This is a genomic window from Synechococcus sp. RSCCF101 (genome assembly GCF_008807075.1).
Taxonomy (GTDB): domain Bacteria; phylum Cyanobacteriota; class Cyanobacteriia; order PCC-6307; family Cyanobiaceae; genus RSCCF101.
Window position 1 is genome coordinate 1,039,223 of the sequence record NZ_CP035632.1, and the last position, 20,659, is coordinate 1,059,881.

Annotated in this window: 18 protein-coding genes; 13 read left to right on the forward strand and 5 right to left on the reverse strand. The window is 70.0% G+C overall.

The window, feature by feature from the left end:
* Window positions 1-26: 26 nt before the first annotated feature.
* The 3 genes from EVJ50_RS05110 (at window position 27) to EVJ50_RS05120 (ending at window position 2,749) form a co-directional block, all read left to right on the forward strand.
* Window positions 27-722 (forward strand): DUF1995 family protein, encoded by a 696-nt coding sequence (locus EVJ50_RS05110; protein ID WP_150882657.1) that lies wholly within the window; start codon window positions 27-29, stop codon window positions 720-722.
* Window positions 723-818: 96 nt separating this feature from the next.
* Window positions 819-1,325: a DUF4330 domain-containing protein gene (locus EVJ50_RS05115; protein WP_150882659.1), complete on the forward strand. Its 507-nt coding sequence runs from the start codon at window positions 819-821 to the stop codon at window positions 1,323-1,325.
* 59 nt (window positions 1,326-1,384) lie between these two features.
* Window positions 1,385-2,749 (forward strand): D-alanyl-D-alanine carboxypeptidase/D-alanyl-D-alanine-endopeptidase, encoded by a 1,365-nt coding sequence (locus EVJ50_RS05120; protein ID WP_150882661.1) that lies wholly within the window; start codon window positions 1,385-1,387, stop codon window positions 2,747-2,749.
* Here EVJ50_RS05120 and EVJ50_RS05125 read toward each other — a convergent pair.
* Together EVJ50_RS05125 and coaD are read right to left on the reverse strand one after the other, a co-directional pair.
* A complete protein-coding gene (locus tag EVJ50_RS05125) occupies window positions 2,694-3,725 on the reverse strand; it encodes a hypothetical protein (RefSeq protein WP_150882663.1) in 1,032 nt (343 codons plus the stop codon). The two genes, EVJ50_RS05120 and EVJ50_RS05125, sit on opposite strands and share 56 nt — an antisense overlap.
* 1 nt (window position 3,726) lies before the next feature.
* Window positions 3,727-4,218 carry a pantetheine-phosphate adenylyltransferase gene (gene coaD, locus EVJ50_RS05130; protein ID WP_150882665.1) on the reverse strand — a complete coding sequence of 164 codons (492 nt, stop codon included), beginning with the start codon at window positions 4,216-4,218 and terminating at the stop codon, window positions 3,727-3,729.
* Between the two features lie 97 nt (window positions 4,219-4,315).
* Between coaD and EVJ50_RS05135 the strand changes: the two genes are divergently transcribed.
* From EVJ50_RS05135 to EVJ50_RS05165, 7 genes are read left to right on the forward strand one after another with little or no spacing between them, the layout of a single operon-like run.
* Window positions 4,316-4,798: a flavin reductase family protein gene (locus EVJ50_RS05135; RefSeq protein WP_150882667.1), complete on the forward strand. Its 483-nt coding sequence runs from the start codon at window positions 4,316-4,318 to the stop codon at window positions 4,796-4,798.
* 1 nt (window position 4,799) lies between these two features.
* Window positions 4,800-6,764 (forward strand): excinuclease ABC subunit UvrC, encoded by a 1,965-nt coding sequence (uvrC, locus tag EVJ50_RS05140; RefSeq protein ID WP_150882669.1) that lies wholly within the window; start codon window positions 4,800-4,802, stop codon window positions 6,762-6,764.
* Complete coding sequence (locus EVJ50_RS05145) at window positions 6,761-7,096, forward strand: hypothetical protein (protein WP_225323096.1); 336 nt, start codon at window positions 6,761-6,763, stop codon at window positions 7,094-7,096. Before uvrC ends, EVJ50_RS05145 begins: the two co-directional genes overlap by 4 nt.
* Window positions 7,097-7,104: 8 nt before the next feature.
* Complete coding sequence (locus EVJ50_RS05150) at window positions 7,105-8,676, forward strand: cryptochrome/photolyase family protein (RefSeq protein ID WP_150882671.1); 1,572 nt, start codon at window positions 7,105-7,107, stop codon at window positions 8,674-8,676.
* A gap of 27 nt (window positions 8,677-8,703) precedes the next feature.
* Window positions 8,704-9,276 carry a protoporphyrinogen oxidase HemJ gene (gene hemJ, locus EVJ50_RS05155; RefSeq protein WP_150882673.1) on the forward strand — a complete coding sequence of 191 codons (573 nt, stop codon included), beginning with the start codon at window positions 8,704-8,706 and terminating at the stop codon, window positions 9,274-9,276.
* A gap of 30 nt (window positions 9,277-9,306) precedes the next feature.
* Window positions 9,307-9,981 (forward strand): PHP domain-containing protein, encoded by a 675-nt coding sequence (locus tag EVJ50_RS05160; protein WP_150882675.1) that lies wholly within the window; start codon window positions 9,307-9,309, stop codon window positions 9,979-9,981.
* A gap of 33 nt (window positions 9,982-10,014) precedes the next feature.
* Entirely contained in the window at window positions 10,015-10,551 is a 537-nt protein-coding gene (locus EVJ50_RS05165) for a hypothetical protein (RefSeq protein ID WP_150882677.1), read from the forward strand.
* 14 nt (window positions 10,552-10,565) lie between these two features.
* Here the strand turns inward: EVJ50_RS05165 and cobN are convergent, their stop codons facing one another.
* Entirely contained in the window at window positions 10,566-14,333 is a 3,768-nt protein-coding gene (gene cobN / locus EVJ50_RS05170; protein ID WP_150882679.1) for a cobaltochelatase subunit CobN, read from the reverse strand.
* Between the two features lie 114 nt (window positions 14,334-14,447).
* On the opposite strand from cobN, the gene EVJ50_RS05175 reads away from it, so the two are divergent.
* Both EVJ50_RS05175 and metH read left to right on the forward strand, forming a co-directional pair.
* The gene (locus tag EVJ50_RS05175; RefSeq protein ID WP_150882681.1) at window positions 14,448-15,371 is read left to right on the forward strand and encodes a branched-chain amino acid transaminase; all 924 of its coding nucleotides are present in this window, start codon (window positions 14,448-14,450) and stop codon (window positions 15,369-15,371) included.
* Window positions 15,372-15,541: 170 nt separating this feature from the next.
* Window positions 15,542-19,090: a methionine synthase gene (metH, locus tag EVJ50_RS05180; RefSeq protein ID WP_370455631.1), complete on the forward strand. Its 3,549-nt coding sequence runs from the start codon at window positions 15,542-15,544 to the stop codon at window positions 19,088-19,090.
* 36 nt (window positions 19,091-19,126) lie between these two features.
* Here metH and EVJ50_RS05185 read toward each other — a convergent pair whose 3' ends face one another.
* Window positions 19,127-19,354, reverse strand: a complete 228-nt coding sequence (locus EVJ50_RS05185) for a hypothetical protein (RefSeq protein ID WP_150882684.1) — start codon at window positions 19,352-19,354, stop codon at window positions 19,127-19,129.
* Between the two features lie 133 nt (window positions 19,355-19,487).
* Here EVJ50_RS05185 and EVJ50_RS05190 point away from each other — a divergent pair, with 133 nt between their 5' ends.
* Window positions 19,488-19,886 carry a DUF2237 family protein gene (locus tag EVJ50_RS05190; protein WP_150882686.1) on the forward strand — a complete coding sequence of 133 codons (399 nt, stop codon included), beginning with the start codon at window positions 19,488-19,490 and terminating at the stop codon, window positions 19,884-19,886.
* On the opposite strand, the gene EVJ50_RS05195 is transcribed toward EVJ50_RS05190, so the two are convergent.
* Window positions 19,868-20,614 carry an SDR family NAD(P)-dependent oxidoreductase gene (locus EVJ50_RS05195; RefSeq protein ID WP_150882688.1) on the reverse strand — a complete coding sequence of 249 codons (747 nt, stop codon included), beginning with the start codon at window positions 20,612-20,614 and terminating at the stop codon, window positions 19,868-19,870. The genes EVJ50_RS05190 and EVJ50_RS05195 overlap by 19 nt on opposite strands.
* Window positions 20,615-20,659: the final 45 nt, after the last annotated feature.

Here is a 20,659-nt window from a genome sequence, read left to right on the forward strand (position 1 = left end):
TCCCGCCTCCGCCCCGAATCGCTCCGATGCCCCTCCCCGCCGACCTGCGCAGCGCCGAACGCGATGCTCAACAGGCCCTTCAGGCGGCCCTGGCGCAGCAGGAGAACGGGCGCTGGACGGCCGAGTTCCGCTTTGAGGGGCTCAAGCTGCTGCCCCTCGCCCTGCGCTGGCTGCAGACGCGGCTGGAGGAGCCCGATCCCGGCCTGCTGCTGCTGCCGGATGCCGGCGCCGCCGCCCTGGCCCGTCGCGATGCACCGGATCTGGCCACGCGCATCTCCACCCTGCGCGAGGAGCGGGAGCGTCAGAAGGGAGGGTCGCCCTGCAACGGCCTGCTGATCGCGGTGGGGCCGGATCCCTCCGACTACGAGCTGATGCAGGAGGTGTGCGAAGCCCACCCCGGGAGCGTGCTGATGCTCAACGGCCGGCTGGAGGATGCAGCGGTGGGGATCGGCAGCGTCGCGCGCGAGCGGCGCAAGGGTTTCATCAGCACCTGGTCCTCGGCCTACACCCTGCAGCCCCTGGCCGGCGGCGCGCTGCAGCACTGCCTTCCCGCCGACTGGGAGATCTACCGGCAGGATCCGGACGGCTACAGGCTGGTGGCCACCGCCCAGGAGCGCCCCGACTCCGAGGCCATCGGCACGGCGCTGGATCCCGGCGGCAGTGGCGGCCTGGCCGCCGGACTCAAGGCGGTGGACCGCTTTCTCGGGGCCCTGCAGAGCTGAGGGCCGGCCCCGTCCGAGGCCAGGCGAAGCCCGGCGTGACACCTCTGGCCAGCCCCGGAGACCACCCGTAAGATTCGCTCGCCTTCGAGGGCGGCCATGCCTGTCAAACGTTCATGGACAGTTGTGGACGTGGGTGCCGCCGCGGCCGTTCTGCTGGCACTGGCCGGTGTGGCCTGGAGCCCGAAGCTCACCAGCGCGGTGGCCCAGGTGAGCGGGGCCGTGAAGCCGGTGCAGGTGAGCGTGGATGTGCGCGGCATTCCGGTGGCCGATCCCGCCGCCCTGATCCGTGACGCGGTGGAGGCCGGCAGCACCAGCATCGTGATCCGCAACCAGCCCCACGGGCGGGTGGCGGTGCAGGAGGTTGTCGACACCACGCGCCGTCTCGTGGCCGTTCAGCCCGACGGCAGCGTGGTGAGTGCGGACAACCCCAACAACGCCCGCCGCGGCAGCCTGGACGCCCGCTTCCTGCTGGAGGGGCAGGGTCGCCTCGTGGATGGCGGTGTGGTCTTCGGCAACCAGAAGCTGAAGATCGGGTCCCCGGTGGAACTCGAGGGCCCCACCTACCGCATCAACGGCACCGTGAGCGGCATCAGCGCCGGATGAGCCCCCGTCGCCCGCTCGATCAGCCGCCTCCTCCCTGTCCCGTCCTCCGCTCCGTCGTCATGCCGATCCCCGCCCGCTCCCGCCGGCTCGCCGGTCGCCTGACCCTGGCGGCCCTCGTCGGTGGCCTGCTGGGGACGCCGGCCGCCAGAGCCGAAGCCGATGGCTGGAGCGTGCCGCCTCGACCGGTGCCGGCGGCGGCGCCCGCGAGCGAACCCGCTGCTGTGCCGCAGGCCCCCATCGGCCTGCCGCGGCTGCACGGGGGCCGGGCCTGCCCCGCCCTGGACAGCCGGCTGAGGGCGGTGCTCGGCGGCGAGCAGTCGCGCTGGAGCGTGACGGTGGCCGACGGCACCGGTCTGGTGCTGGCGGACATCAACGGGACGGTGCCCAGGGTGCCGGCCTCCAACCAGAAGCTGTTCTCCACGGCCTTCGCCCTCGATCGTCTCGGCCCGGATCACCGACTCACCACCCGGCTGTGGCGGCTGGACAGCGGAGCCCTGATGCTCACGGGCGAAGGGGACCCCGACCTGGGAATCGCCCAGCTGCAGAGGCTCGCCAAGCTGGCCCTCGGTCAGGGGGGGTCCTCCGGCGCCGCCCCCGGCGCGGTGCACCTCAAGCTGGCCGAGCTGCCAGCCTCGCAGTGGTGGCCGGCCGGATGGCATCCCGCCGACCGCCAGTACGCCTACGGAGCCCCGATCACCCGTCTGGCCCTCACCAGCAATGCGCTCGGCCAGGCGATCGCCAATCCCGCCGGACGGCTGCGGACATTGCTCAGCCGCGAGATCACACGCCAGGGCGGCCAGCCCCAGCTGGAACTGGTGCAGGCGAGCGATCGCAGCCCCGCGTCCGGCGAGGCCGTGCTGCTGCATGAGGAACCCTCGGCCCCCATGCATGCCCTGCTCAGCCTGGCCAACTCCGAAAGCCACAACTTCACCTCGGAGGTATTGCTCCGCCAGGCGGCGGGCACCTGGAACCTCCCTCAGGCCCTGCGGATGCAGCAGGCCTGGCTCGCCGATCTCAATCTCCCCCTCCAGGGCGTGCGGCTGGCGGACGGCTCAGGACTCGACCGGGGCAATCGCCTCACCAGTCGGGCCGTGACGGGCCTGCTGGTGCGCATGGCCCATCACCCCTACGCCCCCTACTACCGGGCCTCGATGGCCATCGCGGGCCAGCGGGGCACCCTGCGCTCGCTCTACCGGGACCCAGCCCTGGCCGGTCGCTTCCGGGGCAAGACGGGCACGTTGCGGGGGGTGCGATCGATCTCGGGAACCCTTGAGACGGCCGCCGGGCCGCGCCACATCAGCATGATCGCCAACGGCGCAGCAACGCCCAACACCACGATCGGGCAGCTGCTGCGCCAGACCCAGGCGCTCAGCCCCTGCCCCGCACCTGCCGCAGCCGGTCGGCCGCCCGCCGTGCCCGGCTGATGGGCACGGCCTCGCCCCTGCGCTCACCTCGCTGACGCACCGGGCGAGGCCGCTCCACACCGAGGGAGAGGGCACCGTCACCACCTCCGGAGGCCTCCACAGATCCGTCCAGCCCGCCCTCGATCAGGCTCATGGGCAGCTCGGCCGGATCCACGGCCTGCAGCTTGACCAGCTCACGCCGGCCGGCCAGCACCACCTGGGCCATCTCCTTGAGGCGGCGCTCGATCTCACCGAGGGTCTGCTCGGCATAGCGATCGGCACCCTCCTGGACCACCGAGGCGTCCTTGCGGGTGCGCTGGATCAGGCTCTCGCACTGCTGCTGGGTCTGCTGGCGGAACTGGAGGGCGTCGTTGCGGAGCCGTTCGGCCTCGGCCTGGGCCTCCTTCTGCAGCCGCAGCCCCTCCTGACGGATCTGCTCCAGCTCGGCCTGGGCCTGCTGACGGGCCCGTTCGTGCTGCTCGCCGATCTGGCGCTTGGTCTCGCCGTGCTCGGCCTCAAGCTGCTGGCGACGCTGCACCGCCTCCTGTTCGAGCTGCTGACGGCGACTGGCCATCTGCTGCTCCATCTGGGCCAGCCGGCTCTGCAGGTCCTGCTCGGCCTGTGCAGCCTTCTGGCGGGTGGTCTGCAGCAGCTGCTCACAGTGCTGACGGGTCTGCTCCCGCAGCTCGGCCACCTGCTTCTCCGCCTCCTGACGCACGGAGGAGGAGCTGATCAGCTGCTCGCGCTGCTGCTGAGCCTGGCTGCGGATCTCGTCGGCCTGCTTGCGGGCCTGGGCCACGAACTCCTCGCGCTGGCGGAGCAGGGCATCGGCCTGCCCGATCTGCACCGGCAGGGCATCGCGCACGGCGTCGAGCAACTCCTCCGCTTCCTGCTCATTCACGAGCCGTCCGCCGCTGAAGGGGATGCGACTGCCATCGAGGATCACCTCCTCCAGCTGATCGAGCTGATCCAGAACGGTGAGGCGGGTCTCGGTCATCTCATGGGGACAGGCTGGGCGCATTAAAGAGGCCGCGCAGGTCATGCGCCACCGCTGCCGGCACCATGTGACTCACATCGCCTCCGAAGCGCGCCACCTCCTTCACCACCGAGCTGCTCAGGAAGCTGTGGTGGGCGGAGGTGGCCATGAACAAGGTCTCGATGCCCGCATCGAGACTGCGGTTGGTGTGGGCGATCTGCAGCTCGAACTCGAAATCGCTCAGGGCCCGCAGGCCGCGCAGGATCACGGTGGCGCCGCAGCGGCGGGCGTAATCGACCGTGAGGCCCTGGAAGCTGCCCACCTCCACCCCCGGCAGCCCGGCGGTGGCCTGCCGGATCTGCCGCAGCCGCTCGTCCAGGCTGAACAGGGGCGTCTTGGAGGGATTGCGCAGCACCGCCACCACCACGCGGTCGAAGAGGCCCGTGCTGCGCTGGATCAGATCGAGGTGGCCGAGAGTGAGGGGGTCGAAACTGCCCGGGTAGAGGGCCTGCATCCTGGAGCGATCTGGCCGGCGGATCCTATGCAGGTGGGCCAGGCAGCACCTGGCAGCGCGGCCGCATTCCTACAGTCGCCGCAACGCACCACACGACATGAGCCTGGACGTCGCCGCGAAGAAGACCCTGCTGCGCAAGATCCCCCATGGTCTGTTCATCTGCGGCGTCGCCGAGGCCGATCACATCAACGGTTTCACCGCCAGCTGGGTGACCCAGGGATCCTTCGAACCACCGCTGGTGGTGATGGCGGTGCGGGCCGATTCCACATCCCACGGCATGATCGAGCGCAGCGGTCGCTTCTCCCTGAACGTGCTGCGGGCCGATCAGAAGGACCTGGCCGCCGTGTTCTTCAAGCCGCAGACGGCCGTCGGTGGCCGCTTCGATGCGACGCCGTTCAAGCTCGGCGAGCTTGGCCTGCCGATTCTGGAGGAGGCCGTCGGCGGCGTCGAATGCGTGGTGGTGGGCCAGGTGAAGCACGGCGACCACAGCGTCTTCGTCGGTGAGGTCAGAACCGCCGTCCTGCATCAGGACGTCGCGGCCCTCGACCTGGCCTCCACCGGCTGGTCCTACGGCGGCTGACGTGCAGCGCGGGCCGCTGATCCTCGACGAGCGGCGGCTGAGCGAGCGGCTGGGCGAACTGCCGACCGAGCCCGGCTGCTACCTGATGCGGGATGAGCGGGACCGCATCCTGTACATCGGCAAATCGAAGAGCCTGCGCAGCCGCGTGCGCAGCTACTTCCGCTCACCCCGGGAGCTGAGTCCGCGCATCAGCCTGATGGTGCGGCAGGTGTGCGAGATCGAGATCATCGTCACCGACAGCGAAGCCGAAGCGCTGGCCCTGGAATCGAACCTGATCAAGGAGCACCAGCCCCACTTCAACATCCTGCTGAAGGACGACAAGAAATACCCCTATCTCTGCATCACTTGGAGCGAGGACTATCCCCGCATCTTCATCACGCGGCGCCGGCGCTTCCGCAAGCCGGAGGATCGCTTCTACGGCCCCTACGTGGATGTGGGTCTGCTGCGGCGCACCCTGTTCCTCGTCAAGCGGATGTTTCCCCTCCGCCAGCGGCCCCAGCCCCTCTATCGCGACCGCACCTGTCTCAACTACGACATCGGCCGCTGCCCGGGGGTCTGCCAGTCGCGGGTCACGCCCGAGGCCTACCGCACCACGCTCCGCAAGGTGGCGATGGTGTTCCAGGGCCGCAGCGATGAGCTGCAGACCCTGCTGCGACAGCAGATGGAGCGCTATGCGGAGCGTCTCGACTTCGAGGCCGCAGCCCACCTGCGCGATCAGCTCAGGGGCCTGGATGACCTGACCCGGGAGCAGAAGATGAGCATCGCCGACAGCAGCGTCAGCCACGATGTGCTTGCCCTGGCCGCCAACGAGCGCGTGGCGGCTGTGCAGCTCTTTCAGATGCGGGCCGGCAAGCTGGTGGGACGCCTCGGCTTCACGGCCGATGCGCGCGATGGCGGCCAGGGCACCATCCTCCAGCGGGTGATGGAGGAGCACTACAGCCAGGTGGATCCGGTGGAGATCCCCCCCACCGTGCTGCTGCAGCACCGGCTGCCGCAACAGGAGCTGATCGAGGGCTGGCTCGGGGAGCGGCGTGGCCGCCGGGTGCATCTGGAGCTGCCCCGGCGTCAGCGCAAGGCGGAGCTGATCGAGCTGGTGGAGCGGAACGCCGCCTACGAGCTGGCCCGGGCCGAACGCCGGGCCGATCAGGATCAGCTCGCCACCGAAGACCTGGCCCAGCTGCTGGAGCTGCCGCAGCCGCCCAGGCGGATCGAGGGGTACGACATCAGCCACATCCAGGGCAGCGATGCGGTGGCCTCCCAGGTGGTGTTCATCGACGGGCTGCCGGCCAAGCAGCACTACCGCAAGTACCGGCTGCGCAGCAGCAGCATCGTCAGCGGCCACAGCGACGACTTCATGGCCATGGCCGAGGTGATGCGCCGGCGCTTCCGCCGCTGGGCCACCGCCAAGGCCGAGGGTCACGATCTCGCCCGCCTGCGGCGCGAAGCCTCCGAGGTGCTGGGCGACGGCGGCTTTCACGACTGGCCCGACGTGGTGATGATCGACGGGGGCAAGGGCCAGCTCTCGGCGGTGATGGAGGCCCTGCGGGAACTCGACCTGCACGAGGATCTCGTGGTCTGCTCCCTGGCCAAGCAGCGGGAGGAGGTGTTCGTGCCCGGCGTCAGTGCCCCCCTGGAGAGCGAGGCCGACCAGCTCGGGGTGATGCTGCTGCGGCGCCTGCGGGACGAAGCGCACCGCTTCGCGGTCAGCTTTCATCGCCAGCAGCGCGGGCAGCGCATGACCCGATCCCGGCTCGGGGAGGTGCCGGGACTCGGACCGCGCCGGCAGAAGGACCTGCTGGCTCACTTCCGCTCCATTGACGCCATCCAGCTGGCCACACCCGAGCAGCTGCGCCAGGCGCCGGGGGTGGGGCCCGCCCTGGCCGGACAGATCTGGGAGCACTTCCACCCGCGCGACCCGGAGAGCGAGCCTGACGGCATCCCGGCAGAGCCGGCTGCACAGCCATGAGGCTCCCACCTCACCGACAAGGGGCTCCCCGGGGACTGACGCGCCTCGTCGGCTGGCTGCTGGTGGCGATCCTCGGGTTCGCCGCCGCACCGGCGCTGCCGGCCCATGCCGATCCGGGTCTGTGCATCGGACCGATCTGCGCCGATCAGATCAGCCGCAGCGCCAAGCATCACTGGCAGCTGCGGCTGCGGCTGGCCGATCAGCGCGGCCAGCGCGAACGGATCACCGTCGACTGCCGCAACGGGCGGCTGAGCCCGGAGCTGGGGGTGGTGGATCGCCGCTACGGCGCGGCGGTGGCCCGGAAGGCCTGCAGGCTGGTGGGTCAGAGCTGAGGAGCGCCATGGCCGGGGCGAGCGACGGGCGAAGGGAGGCATCCAGCCAGCGCAGGCTGGGGATCTGGGTGCTGGGGGATCAGCTCCACGCCGGGCAGGCAGCCCTCGCCTCCAGCGGACCCGGCGACTGTCGGGTGCTGCTGCTCCAGAGCCTGGATCAGGCGGCCCGGCGCCGCTGCCACCGCCAGAAGCTGGTGCTGGTCTGGAGTGCGATGCGCCATTTCGCGGCCGAACTGAGGGCCGCGGGGTGGGTGGTGGATGCGGTGAGCGCCGAGAGCTACGGCCGCGGCCTGCGCCGCTGGATCGAGGCCCACGGGGTGCAGGAGCTGCGACTGATGGAGCCGGCCGACCGCGGATTCCGCTCCCTGGTGATGGGTCTGCTCGAGCCGATCCCGAATCCACCCGAGCTGGTCTGGGTGCCCTCCAACGCGTTCCTCTGGAGCCGGGAGGCCTTTGCCGGCTGGGCCGGCCGGCACCGGCAGCTGCGGATGGAGTCCTTCTACCGGGACGGGAGGCGCCGCTTCGGTGTGCTGATGGAGGGAGAGGGAGCCGCCGCCACACCGATGGGGGGACGCTGGAACTTCGATAAGGAGAACCGCCGCCCACCTCGGAAGGGCCTGGCGCCGCCGCCACCGCTGCGCTGGACCCCCGACGCGATCACGGCGGAGGTGATCGAGCATGTGGCGAGCCTGCCTGACCTGCCCGGCAGCGTGGACGGGTTCGGCTGGCCCGTGACCCGGGCCCAGGCGCTCGAGGCCCTGGAGCATTTCATCGCCACCCGCCTGGCGGACTTCGGCACCTACCAGGACGCCATGGTGCGCGGCCAGCCCACCATGTGGCACGCCCTGCTGAGCTCCTCGCTCAACCTGGGCCTGCTGCAGCCGCTGGAGGTGATCCGCCGGCTGGAGCAGCGCGGCCTGGAGGACGACGTGCCCCTCAACGCCCTCGAGGGGGTGATCCGGCAGATCCTCGGCTGGCGGGAGTACACCCATGGCCTGCACCACTGGTTCGGGGAGGACTACGGCCGCAGCAACGCCCTGGACGCCCATCGCCCCCTCCCCGACTGGCTCGAGGCCCTCGGGGGCAGCGGCATGGCCTGCATGGACACGGTGCTGGGGGAGATCCGCGACTCGGCCTACGCCCACCACATCCAGCGGCTGATGATCCTGGGCAACTACGGGCTGCTGGCGGGCCTGGATCCCCAGGCCTTCACCGGCTGGTTCCGCCGGCTGTTCATCGATTCGGCCGACTGGGTCATGGAAACCAACGTGATCGGCATGGCGCTCCACGCCGACGGTGGCCGGCTCGCCAGCAAGCCCTATGCCGCCAGCGGCAGCTACGTGAACCGCATGAGCGACTACTGCCGCCAGTGCCGCTTCAAGCCCAAGCAGCGCAGCGGCGAGGAGGCCTGCCCCTTCACCTCCCTCTACTGGGACTTCCTGGCCCGGCATCGGGACCGCTTCGGCGCCCATCCGCGCATGGCGCTGGTCTACAAGCAGCTCGAGAAGATCCCCGCCGGGGAACTGGAGGCCACTCGCGCAGCGGCAGCACGGCATCTGCAGGGCACCGGCGCTTCCTAAGGTCAGCGGGCCTGCCCTGGCTCACCGATGGCATTACCGGCCGAGGCCTATCTCTGGTTCAAGACCCTCCACATCGTGGGTGTGGTGGTGTGGTTCGCCGGGCTCTTCTATCTCGTTCGCCTGTTCATCTATCACGTGGAGGCCGAAGCCCTGGAGCCGGCCCTGCGGGAGCCCTTCCGTCAGCAGTACGCCCTGATGGAGAAACGCCTGGCCAACATCATCACCACCCCGGGGATGGTGGTGGCCGTGAGCATGGCGATCGGGCTGCTGATCAGCCAGCCCGGCTGGTTGAGGGAGGGCTGGATGCACGCCAAGCTCGCCCTGGTGGCTGCGCTGCTGGCCTACCACGTGTTCTGTTATCGCCTGATGGGCCAGCTGGCATCCGGGACCTGCGGCTGGACCGGCAGGCAGCTGCGCGCCCTCAATGAACTGCCGACCCTGCTGCTGGTGCTCGTGGTGATGCTGGTGGTCTTCAAGGGTCAGTTCCCCACAGGCGCCGCCACCTGGTTCATCGCAGCCCTGGTGGTGGCCATGGCCGGCTCAATCCAGTTCTATGCCCGCTGGCGGCGCCTGCGGGCGGAAGCCCAGGCCCAGGCCTGATCGCGATCCCGTCCCGCCGAGCCGACCCCGATGACCACCCTGCAGAGCCCTCCCCGTCTCCGGCATCCCCTGGCCCGGGTGCTGGCCGCGGTGGGGCCGGACTGCTGCCCGGAGCGGGTGAACTTCCACTGCCACACGGTCTGCAGCGACGGCAGCCTCGAGCCGGAAGCGCTGGCCCGGCAGGCTCTCGGCATCGGCCTGGAGCACCTGGCGGTGACCGATCACCACAGCCTGGCGGCCCACAGCCGGCTGGAGGCGGTCTTCGCCGCCGGGTCGGCCGATGGTCAGCCCCGCCCGACCCTCTGGACCGGCGTGGAGATCAGCTGCCTGCTGCGCCGCTGCCTCGTGCATGTGCTGGCCCTGGGATTCCAGGCGGATGCCCCCTCGATCCGGCCCTACCTCCAGGGCGACAGCGTCAGCGGCTCCCTGCTGCAGGCGGCCGCCGTGCGCGACGCGGTGCATGAGGCGGGCGGGCTGGTGGTGCTGGCGCACCCGGCCCGCTACCGCCTCCCCTTCCAGCCCCTGCTGGAGGAAGCGGCGTCCCTCGGCTTCGACGGTGCCGAGACCTGGTACGACTACGAGATGCAGCCCCACTGGCAGCCGACCCCGCTGGTCTGCGAGGCCATCGATGCCCTGGCCGGCGAGCTGGGACTGCTGCGCAGCGGCGGAACCGACAGCCACGGTTATTCCCTGCGGGGCCGGTAGAATGGACAGGTATGTCAGTGGTTGGTGACACACATGGGTCTGCTGGATGGTCTGTTCCGGAAGAACAAGAAGGGGAGTGCCGGTTCTGACGGAGGCTCCGGATCCAAGGAGTTCTTTCTGGACGCCGACGCCTCCACCAGCCTCGGCGACGTCAACTACATGCGGCGCTCGAACACCATCCGCCACACCTTCCCCGGCACGGCCGACAATCCCGGCAACAAGGAGATGGTGCAGGAGGTCGATTCGATGGCGGCCCGCACCGACAAGGTGAGCGAGGGTCTGCCCGTCGCCAAGCCGGCCGCGCCGGCTGCAAAGCCCCGCCGCACCGCCACACCGGGCGTGCCCAAGCAGGTCAAGAAGACCTTCGCCTCCCCCATGAGCCAGGCCCAGCTGCAGGAGCGGCTGCGGGGTTCCGCGGTGAAACCGGCCAACGCTCCGGCGCCGGAAGCCGCTGCGGCATCCGCTGGTGAGAGCGCTTCCGAAGCGACAGCCGCACCGGTCTCACCCTCCCAGCAGCCTGCCGGCTCGATCGATCCCTTCCGCAACATGGCCCGGGATCTGAACAGCTGAGAGCCCAGCAGCCCTCAGTTTCCCCGTTCAATCGTCGCCTCGCTCTCCAGCACCAGCTGGCGCAAGAGCGCCAGCTGAGCATCACCGGCCTGAGTCCAGAGGCCACGGTGGTGGGCCTCCAGCAACCGCTCGGCCATGTCACGCAGGGCCCAGGGATTGTCGCGCTGCAGGAAGGCCAGGATCTCCGGATCCGTGAACCAGCTCTCGCAGAGAGCGCCATAACTCCAGGCCGGCACCTCGCCTGAACTGGCGTCGTAGGCGAAGAGGTAATCGATGCTGGCGGCCATCTCGAAGCCGCCGCGGTAGCCGTGACCGCGCATCGCCTCCAGCCAGCGGGGGTTGAGCAGGCGTGAGCGGATCACCTTGTCCAGCTCGCGGCTGACGCGGTGCAGACGCGGCCGTTCGCTGCGGGAATGGTCGCCAAACCAGAGCTGGGCTCTGCGGCCGCCCACCGCAGCGATCGCAGCGGCCAGGCCGCCGTGGAACTGGTAGTAGTCATCGGAATCGAGCAGGTCGTGCTCGCGGTTGTCCTGGTTGTGGATCACCACCTGCAGTCCGGCCAGACGGCGCTCCAGACCCGCCCGATCGGCCACCGGCTCGCCATCGCCCTCGTAGCGCCAGCCGCTCCAGTTGAGGTAGGCCTGGCCCAGATCCGTCCGGTCCTCCCACTCGCCGCTCTCGATCAGGCCCTGCAGGCCGGCTCCATAGGCGCCGGGGGCCGAGCCGTAGACCCTTGCCGCCTGACCCTCGTTCCTCAGGGCTGCCGCCAGGGGGTTGTCGCTCTCGCTCTCCTCGAGGGCGGCCACCATGGCGGTGGCCCGGTTCACCCAGCCCACCAGCTGCGGGAAGGCATCGCGGAACAGACCGGAGATGCGCAGCGTCACATCCACCCGCGGGCGTCCGAGCAGGCTCAGGGGAATCACCTCCAGGCCCACCAGGCGCCGGGTCGGGCCATCCCAGACCGGGCGCACCCCCATCAGAGCCAGCATCTGGGCGATGTCCTCCCCGCCGTTGCGCATGGTGGCCGTGCCCCAGACCGAGAGAGCCAGGCTGCGCAGGGGCTCGCCCTCCTCAAGCAGGTAGAGGTCGAGCAGCTGGGCCGCGCTGCGCTCCCCCAGGCTCCAGGCCGCCTCGGTGGGCAGGCCGCGCAGATCGACGCTGTAGAAGTTGCGGCCGGTGGGGAGCACATCCGGACGCCCCCGGGTGGGAGCCCCCGAGGGACCGGCCGCCACCCGCCGGCCCGCCAGCCCGCGAAGCAGCCCCTGCCGCTCCCGCTCCGGGCTGATCAGCAGGGGTGGCAGCACCGTGGCCGCCAGGCGCTCGAGGCAGGCCGCGGTGGTCGCTCCGGCGGCGGCCTCCGGGACCGGCGCAGAGAGGACAGCGGGCGCATGCTCCAGCCGGGCGCGATCGAGCAGAGCCTCCAGCAGCGGCCGCGCCAGGGCCTCCAGCAGCGTCACCGCATCCCCGGTCAGACGCAGCGGCGGCAGTCCGCTGATGGCAGCCGGTCCCTGCATCAGGCAACGCCGGATCGGTTCGAGGCGCTCCCGGTCGCCGGCAGCCAGTGGCGCCTCCTCCGGCGCGCTCCAGGGGTCCAGCTCCAGACCCAGGTCCAGCGCGAGGGCCTGCGGCAGTCCCGGTTCACCGGCCAGAGGCGGCCGGCACAGGCAGGCCAGCAGCCCCAGCAGCCGCTCCCGCTCGGGCAGCACCCCGAAGCGGTGCAGGCCGACACGGATCTGGGCCTCCTTGAGTTCGCACAGATAGCCGTCCGCGGCCGCGAAGCGCTCCTCCCGCTCCTCCTCTCCGCTGAGCTCCGGCAGGGCCAGGGCCTCCAGGGAGGTCTCGATGCGCCCGGCGAGAAGGCCGGCCCGCTCGCCCCCGAGCTGGACGCAGTCCCAGTACTCATCCATCAGCGCCTCGAGCTGCTGCAGCGGACCATGCAGTCCGGCGCGATCGAGGGGCGGCGTCAGGTGATCGATGATCACCGCCTGCGCCCGTCGCTTGGCCTGTGTGCCCTCGCCCGGGTCGTTGACGATGAAGGGGTACAGATGGGGCATGGGCCCCAGGGCGAGCTCGGGGTGGCAGGCGGGCGAGAGACCCAGCCCCTTGCCGGGCAGCCACTCCAGGTTGCCGTGCTTGCCCACGTGCACCACGGCGTGGGCCCGGTGCCGTTCCCGCAGCCAGAGGTAATGGGCCAGATAGGCGTGGGTGGGGGGCAGATCCGGGGCGTGGTAGCTGAGGGCGGGATCGCGGTCATAGCCGCGGGGCGGCTGCACCAGCAGCACGACATGGCCGAAACGCACCATGGCGATCGGGAAGCCGCCCTCGACCAGGCTCGGGTCGGCATCGGGCGGTCCCCAGCGGCGCTCCACATCGCTGCGCAGGGCCTCGGGCAGCCGGTCCCACCAGCGCCGGTAGAGCTCCAGCGGCAGGCAGTCGCCGGCGGACCGGGACCCGGCTTCCGGATCGTGGGTGCGGCAGGCCAGCACCCGGGCCATCAGCTCGCGGCCGTCCCGGGGGAGGGGCGCGGAGGAATCCCCATCGTCGAGGCGATACCCCGCCTCGACGAGCCAGTGGAGGATGGCCGCGGCGCTGTCGGGGGTGTCCAGACCGACCCCGTTCGCCAGCCGCCCATCCCGGCTGGGGTAGTTGGCCAGCACCAGGGCGATGCGTCGCTCGGCCGGCGAGCAGCGGCGCAGGCGCACCCAGGCCAGGGCCAGACGCACGATGAAGTCGAGCCGTTCCGGGTCCGGCACCAGCCCCTGGAGAGCCGTGGCCAGGTGAGCATCGACGCCGATCGGCTCCTTGAACGCGGCCACCCGGGTGGTGATGCGGCCGTCCAGTTCCGGCAGGGCCACCTGCATCGTCAGATCCAGGGGAGCGAGACCGGTGCTGCGCCCCTGCCAGGCGCTGCGCGGCTGCGTGCTCGTGAGCACCTGCAGCACCGGCACGTCGAGGGCCTCCCAGAGGGGGGCCCCGAGGCCCGCCTCCTCGAACCGCACCGACGCGAAGGAGGTGCCGCAGAGCACCAGATCCACCCGTTCCCGGCCGAGCAGGTCGCGCACCCCCTCCTGCACGCCCGGATCGCGCAGGCCACTCACCCAGAGCAGGCGGGGACAGAGGCCCGCCTCCCGCAGCTGGCGCAGCAGCAGCCGGGGGAAGCGGAGGTCATCGGCCTGGAGCCAGGCCCGGTAGAGCACCACCCCCACCCGGGGGCCGGGATCATCCCGCCAGTCCCAGGGCTCGGGATCCGGCGGCAGCTCCAGGGGCGGCGGCGGACCCGGATCCTCCGAGCGGGCCAGTCGGTCCATCAGGGACAGCGCCCCGCCCCAGACCGCCGGCCCGCCGATGCGCAGGCTGGCGGCTAGCGCATCGGCCAGCGGCAGGGGCAGCGAGCCGAGGTAATGCAGGCTGGCGTCCAGTTCCGGAGCTCCCGCCAGCACGATCAGGTGGCGACCGGGCGCCTGCATCTGCCAGTCCCGCAGGCACTCGAGGCCGTAACTCCAGTGCCCGCGACCACCGAGCAGCCGCACCAGCACGACCCGGGCCGCAGGCAGGCTGTGACGCACGTAGTGGTCGATCACCGCCGGATGGCTGAGGGCCGCCAGGTTCAGCCCGCGCATTATGGCGCCACCACGGGCGGCATGGGCTGACCGCGCAGAAGCCAGGGCGGAGAGGTCGGTGTCGGCGCTGCTGAGCACGAGCAGTGGAGCCGCCGGCTGCTCGACGAATGCCGGTCGTTCATCGGGCTCGTAGGCCCCGGGGACGGCGGCAAGGCGGTGCATGCGGACCGTGGGGCCTCATCTGGAGAGCATGCTGCTCACCCGGCCGCATCGATGGCAGCGGCCCCACCGGGGCGGTGAGAAGATCGCTCCCTCACGCTCCGGCCCGCCGCCTCCATGCAGTCGTTCCTCCCCTATGCCTGGTTCCGCGGGCGCTGCGTGCCGTTCGCGGAGGCCACGGTGTCGGTGGCCACCCACGCCCTGCACTACGGCACCGGCGCCTTCGGGGGGATGCGGGCTCTGCCGAACCCGGAGAAGCCCTCCGAGATCCTGCTCTTCCGTGCCGATCGCCACGCCCGGCGTCTCGCCCAGAGCGCGCGTCTGCTGCTCACGGACCTGGCGGAGGCAACGGTCCTCGACGCGGTGACGGCCATGCTGCGCGCCAACCGACCGAGCACGCCGAGCTATCTCAGGCCCTTCGTGTACACGAGCGATCTGGGCATCGCACCGCGCCTGCACGACATCGAGACCGATTTCCTCATCTATGGCATCGAGCTGGGCGACTACCTCTCACCCGACGGCGTCAGCTGCCGCATCAGCAGCTGGACCCGGCAGGAGGACCGCTCCCTGCCGCTGCGGGGCAAGATCAGCGGCGCCTACATCACCAGTTCACTGGCCAAGACCGAGGCGGTGCAGAGCGGCTTCGATGAAGCCCTGCTGCTCAACAGCCGCGGCAAGGTGAGCGAGGCCAGCGGCATGAACCTCTTCATCGTCCGCGACGGGGTGCTGATCACCCCCGGCGTGGATCAGGACATTCTCGAGGGCATCACACGCGCCAGCGTGATCGAGCTGGCCCGCGACATGGGCATTCACGTGGTGGAGCGGGCGGTGGACAAGACCGAGCTGCTGGTGGCCGACGAGGTCTTCCTCACCGGAACGGCGGCCAAGATCACCCCGATCCGCCGGGTGGAGACCACCGACCTCAGCGGACCCCGCCCGCTGATGACGGCGCTCAAGCAGAAGCTCACGGCCATCACCGAGGGGCGCGAACCGGCCTATGAGCACTGGGTCACCCGGATCGCCCTCGATCAGGCTTCCTAAGATCATCGGCCCAGGCGGAGCGGATCGAGTTGATGGCCCAGGCGGAGACGCACCCAGCCCCTGTCGTTGAAGCGACGGGTCGTCACGCCGAACCCGCGCCCGAGGGCTCCAGCGCCTTCCTCGAACGGTTGCACGCCCGCAACCGGCCTGTGCTGGTGTTCGACGGGGCGATGGGCACCTCGCTCCAGACCATGGACCTGACGGCCGAGGACTTCGGCGGGCCGGTGCTGGAGGGCTGCAACGAGAACCTGGTGGTCACCCGGCCCGACGCCGTTCAGGAGGTGCACCGCCGCTTCCTCGAGGCCGGCTGCGATGTGATCGAGACCGACACCTTCGGTGCCGCCTCGGTGGTGCTGGCGGAATACGGCCTCGAGGACCGGGCGCACGAGCTGAACCGGAGGGCGGCCGAACTGGCGAAGGAGGTGGCGCAGGCCTTCTCCACGCCGGAGAAACCGCGCTTCGTGGCCGGATCGATGGGGCCCACCACCAAGCTGCCCACCCTCGGCCACATTCCCTTCGACACCCTGAGGAACGCCTATCAGGAGCAGGCCGAGGGGCTTCTGGCAGGCGGGGTGGATCTGTTGCTGGTCGAGACCTGCCAGGACGTGCTGCAGATCAAGGCCGCCCTCCAGGGCATCGAGGCCGCCTTCGAGACCTGGGGCGGCCGGCGGCCGCTGATGGTGTCGGTGACGATGGAGACCACGGGCACCATGCTCGTCGGCTCGGACATCGCCGCCGTGGTGGCGATCCTGGAGCCCTTCCCCATCGACGTACTCGGGCTGAACTGCGCCACCGGGCCGGAGCAGATGAAGGAGCACATCCGCTACCTGAGCGACCACAGCCCCTTCGTGCTGAGCTGCATCCCCAACGCCGGACTGCCGGAGAACGTGGGCGGCGTGGCCCACTACCGGCTCCGGCCGATCGAACTGCGCATGCAGCTGCTCCACTTCGTGGAGGATCTGGGGGTGCAGGTGATCGGTGGCTGCTGCGGCACCACCCCGGATCACATCCGCGCTCTGGCGGAGATGGCGGAGGGGATGAGCCCGAAGACCCGGGCGATCCGCGGCCCCCGGGATCAGAGCGGACGTCCCTGCCTGGGCTATGAGCCCTCAGCGGCATCGATCTACGGAACCACCACCTACGAACAGGATCAGTCGTTCCTGATCATCGGGGAGCGCCTCAATGCCAGCGGATCGCGCAAGGTGCGCGATCTTCTGGCGGTGGAGGACTGGGACGGTCTGGTGGCCCTCGCCCGCGGGCAGGTGAAGGAGAACGCCCACGTTCTGGACGTGAACGTGGATTACGTGGGCCGCGACGGTGAGCGGGACATGCATGAGCTGGTCAGTCGTCTGGTCACGAACGTGACGCTGCCGCTGATGCTCGATTCCACCGAGTGGCAGAAAATGGAGGCCGGCCTCAAGGTGGCCGGCGGCAAGTGCATCCTCAATTCCACCAACTACGAGGACGGCGAGGAGCGCTTCTTCCGCGTCCTGCGGCTGGCGCGGGATTACGGCGCCGGTGTGGTGGTGGGCACCATCGATGAACAGGGCATGGCCCGCACCGCGGACGCCAAGTTCGCCATCGCTCAGCGGGCCTACAGGGATGCGCTCGAATTCGGCATTCCCGCCCGGGAGCTCTTCTACGACCCCCTGGCCCTGCCCGTCTCCACCGGCATCGAGGACGACCGGCGCAACGGAGCGGAGACGATCGAGGCCATCCGCCGCATCCGCCGCGATCTCCCCGGTGTGCATGTGCTGCTGGGGGTGTCCAACATCAGCTTCGGGCTGTCACCCGCCGCGCGCATCACCCTGAATTCGGTCTTCCTGCATGACTGCTGCGCAGCCGGAATGGACGCCGCCATCGTCTCGCCGGCCAAGATCCTGCCCCTGATGAAGGTGTCAGAGGAGCACCAGCGCATCTGCCGCGATCTGATCCACGACCGGCGCCGCTTCGAGGGTGACGCATGCATCTACGACCCGCTCACCGAGCTCACCAGCCTGTTCGAGGGGGTGAGCGCCAAGGAGGCCCGCGCGTCGGGTCCCAGCCTGCAGGATCTGCCGGTCGAAGAGCGCCTCACCCGTCACATCATCGACGGCGAGCGGATCGGGCTGGAAGCGGCTCTCGATGAGGCGCTCAACCAGCATCCACCGCTGGAGATCGTCAACACCTTCCTGCTGGATGGCATGAAAGTGGTGGGAGAACTCTTCGGCAGCGGCCAGATGCAGCTGCCCTTCGTGCTGCAATCCGCCCAGACCATGAAGGCGGCGGTGGCCCATCTCGAACCGCACATGGAGAAGACCGAGGGGGGCAGCACCGCCAAGGCGAAGTTCCTGATCGCGACGGTGAAGGGCGATGTGCACGACATCGGCAAGAACCTCGTCGACATCATTCTCACCAACAATGGCTACGAGGTGATCAATCTTGGCATCAAGCAGGAGGTGGGAGCCATCATCGAAGCCCAGCAGGAGCATCAGGCCGATTGCATCGCCATGAGCGGCCTGCTGGTCAAGTCCACCGCGTTCATGAAGGACAACCTCAGCGCCTTCAACGAGGCGGGAATTCATGTGCCCGTGGTGCTCGGTGGCGCGGCGCTCACTCCGCGCTTCGTGAATCGCGACTGCGCCGAGGTCTACGACGGCAAGGTGATCTACGGGCGCGATGCGTTCACCGACCTCCGTTTCATGGATGCCTACGTCGAGGCCCTGCGCGATGGCGTCTGGGACCACCGGCGCGGCTTCCTCTCCGGCACACCGGAGGGTATCCAGCTGGGTGGCGATGCCGGCGCCGGTGACGCCGCAGGCCCCGACGATGACTCCGGCAGCACGGGGGAGGGCAGTCCCTCGGGGGATGGAACCGGCTCAGCGCCGATCCGTCGCGATCGGTCCGAGGCGGTGCCGGAGGAGCGGGCGGTTGAGCCTCCGTTCCTCGGCTGCCGCCATCTGCACGGCGATGCCATCCCCCTGGAGGAGGTGGCGGCCTATCTCGATCGCAATGCCCTCTATGCCGGGCAGTGGCAGCTGCGCAAGGCCAAGGGCCAGAGCCGCCAGGACTACGAGGCAATGCTGGCCGAGAAGGCCGAACCGGTGCTCAGCCACTGGCTGGGACGGGCCTGCGAGGAGGGCCTGCTGCAGCCGGCCGTGGCCTACGGCTATTTCCCCTGCGGCCGGGATGGGAACAGCGTGGTGGTCTACGCACCGGATGGAGCGGCAGGGGGAGCGGAACTGGGCCGCTTCGAGCTGCCCCGCCAGCGCAGCGGCAACCGGTACTGCATCGCCGACTTCTACAGGGATCTGCAGGACGGCAGGCCCGGCGATGTGCTGCCGATGCAAGCGGTGACCATGGGCGAGGAGGCGAGTCGGTTCGCTCAGGCCCTCTTCAGCGCCGACAACTACGCCGATTACCTCTATTTCCATGGCCTCGCGGTGCAGATGGCCGAGGCCCTGGCGGAGTGGGTCCATGCCCGGATCCGCCGGGAATGCGGCTTCGGGGACCAGGAGCCCGACAGCCTGCGGGGTGTGCTCGCCCAGCACTACCGGGGCAGCCGATACTCCTTCGGCTACCCGGCCTGCCCGAATGTGGCCGACTCGCGCCAGCAGCTGGCGTGGCTGGACGCCGGATCCATCGGTCTGAGCATGGACGAGAGCGACCAGCTCAATCCCGAACAGAGCACCACCGCGCTTGTGGCGCTTCACAGTCAGGCGCGCTACTTCAGCGCCTGAATCGGCTCCCGGAGGGGGTCGGGACCAGCCGGCTCCTCAGCTGCAGAGGGCTTCCATGGTGTCGATGACCTCCTGCTGGAAGTCATCGAGTGAATCGGAGTCGCTCAGGTCCACCCCTTCACCCGCTGCGTTCTGGGTGAGCTCCTGGAAATGGAACGCCCCCTCCCCGTGGGCGAGGAATTCGATGGCCGAGCTCTCACCACTCTCCTTGAAGGCATCGCACAGGGCGAGGAACGCCGCGTCTTCCTGAAACTCCCACTGCATGTGCTGCTCTGCCGCGTTCCGTGCGTTGTTTCAAAACCTTTAAGGCCTGCCCCCCCGGTGTCGTCAACCGCCTGTGGGCAGGCAGCGGCATTGATTCGTCAGACTCGAACCCAGGTCTTCACATCCGGCATCGATGGAATCGGCGCCTGCATCCGCCCCGGACACCGCACGCAATGTTCTCGATCAACCCCTGCAGCGCTGCAGCTGTGAGCCGATGACCGGCTGGTTCCGGGATGGCAGCTGCCGCACCGATGCCGCCGATCTCGGCCGTCACACGGTCTGCTGCGTCATGAACGAGGCCTTTCTCTCGTACAGCAAGGCTCAGGGCAACGACCTCTCCACCCCAGTGCCGGCCTTCGGCTTTCCCGGCCTCAGGCCGGGCGATCACTGGTGCGTCTGCGCCAGCCGCTGGCTTCAGGCCCATGACGACGGCATGGCACCACCGGTGCGGCTGGACGCCACCGAGATCAGCACCCTGGAGGTCATTCCGATCGCCACCCTGAAGGCCAGGGCCTACCAGGGGATGGCCTGACCGTCCCAGGCCAGGAAGTCCCCGCTCCGCTCGGGCGTCTGGGCCTGGAGCACATCGAGCAGATGGCCGGCGGCCCGCTCCGGGGTGAACAGGCGGCCCTGGGGAACGGACGCCTGAAACGGTCTGGAGAGCGGCGTGTCCGTCGTGCCGGGATGGAGCAGGGTGACGCAGGTCTGGGGGCGCCGGCGGCGCCACTCCAGAGCCAGGCAGGTGAGGAGCTGGTTCTGGGCGGCCTTGGCCGCCCGGTAGCTGTACCAGCCGCCGCTGCGGTTGTCCCCGATGCTGCCCACACGGGCCGAGAGGCTGGCGAACTGACAGGGCTGGTCGCGGGGCATGGCCGGAGCCAGAGCCCGGGCCAGCAGCAGGGGGCCGAAGGCGTTGACAGCGAAGACCCGCTCCAGCGAGTGGAACGTCACATGGTCGAGCCGCTTTTCGGGGCTCAGTCCCTCCCCATGCAGCACCCCCAGAGCCACGATGACCAGCCTCAGCGGCTGTGCCTCGGCCAGAACGGCCTCACCGAGCCGGTCCAGGCTGTCACCGTCACGGACATCGAGAGGCAGCACCCTCACCGCACCGGCCCGCTCCGCCGCGAGCGCACGCTCCGGATCGCGGCTGGTGGCCCACACCCGCAGCCCCGGTGCTCGGGAGGCCAGGGCCGCCACGAGGGCATGGCCCAGACCTCCGGCACCCACCACCAACGCCGTCCCGCTCCACCGGCCCCAGTCCATCCGCCCATGCCGCCGTCGGCCTCACCATGGCGCAGAGGTCTGTTC

Coding starts and splice junctions, on each gene's coding strand:
- cobN (WP_150882679.1), bottom strand. CDS start 14,333: ATGCACCGCCTTGCCGCCGTCCCCGGGGCCTACGAGCCCGATGAACGA.
- EVJ50_RS05115 (WP_150882659.1), top strand. CDS start 819: ATGCCTGTCAAACGTTCATGGACAGTTGTGGACGTGGGTGCCGCCGCG.
- EVJ50_RS05185 (WP_150882684.1), bottom strand. CDS start 19,354: ATGCAGTGGGAGTTTCAGGAAGACGCGGCGTTCCTCGCCCTGTGCGAT.
- EVJ50_RS05165 (WP_150882677.1), top strand. CDS start 10,015: ATGGGTCTGCTGGATGGTCTGTTCCGGAAGAACAAGAAGGGGAGTGCC.
- coaD (WP_150882665.1), bottom strand. CDS start 4,218: ATGCAGGCCCTCTACCCGGGCAGTTTCGACCCCCTCACTCTCGGCCAC.
- hemJ (WP_150882673.1), top strand. CDS start 8,704: ATGGCATTACCGGCCGAGGCCTATCTCTGGTTCAAGACCCTCCACATC.
- EVJ50_RS05145 (WP_225323096.1), top strand. CDS start 6,761: ATGAGGCTCCCACCTCACCGACAAGGGGCTCCCCGGGGACTGACGCGC.
- EVJ50_RS05160 (WP_150882675.1), top strand. CDS start 9,307: ATGACCACCCTGCAGAGCCCTCCCCGTCTCCGGCATCCCCTGGCCCGG.
- EVJ50_RS05175 (WP_150882681.1), top strand. CDS start 14,448: ATGCAGTCGTTCCTCCCCTATGCCTGGTTCCGCGGGCGCTGCGTGCCG.
- EVJ50_RS05190 (WP_150882686.1), top strand. CDS start 19,488: ATGGAATCGGCGCCTGCATCCGCCCCGGACACCGCACGCAATGTTCTC.
- EVJ50_RS05125 (WP_150882663.1), bottom strand. CDS start 3,725: ATGACCGAGACCCGCCTCACCGTTCTGGATCAGCTCGATCAGCTGGAG.
- EVJ50_RS05150 (WP_150882671.1), top strand. CDS start 7,105: ATGGCCGGGGCGAGCGACGGGCGAAGGGAGGCATCCAGCCAGCGCAGG.
- EVJ50_RS05120 (WP_150882661.1), top strand. CDS start 1,385: ATGCCGATCCCCGCCCGCTCCCGCCGGCTCGCCGGTCGCCTGACCCTG.
- metH (WP_370455631.1), top strand. CDS start 15,542: ATGGGCACCTCGCTCCAGACCATGGACCTGACGGCCGAGGACTTCGGC.
- EVJ50_RS05135 (WP_150882667.1), top strand. CDS start 4,316: ATGAGCCTGGACGTCGCCGCGAAGAAGACCCTGCTGCGCAAGATCCCC.
- EVJ50_RS05110 (WP_150882657.1), top strand. CDS start 27: ATGCCCCTCCCCGCCGACCTGCGCAGCGCCGAACGCGATGCTCAACAG.
- EVJ50_RS05195 (WP_150882688.1), bottom strand. CDS start 20,614: ATGGACTGGGGCCGGTGGAGCGGGACGGCGTTGGTGGTGGGTGCCGGA.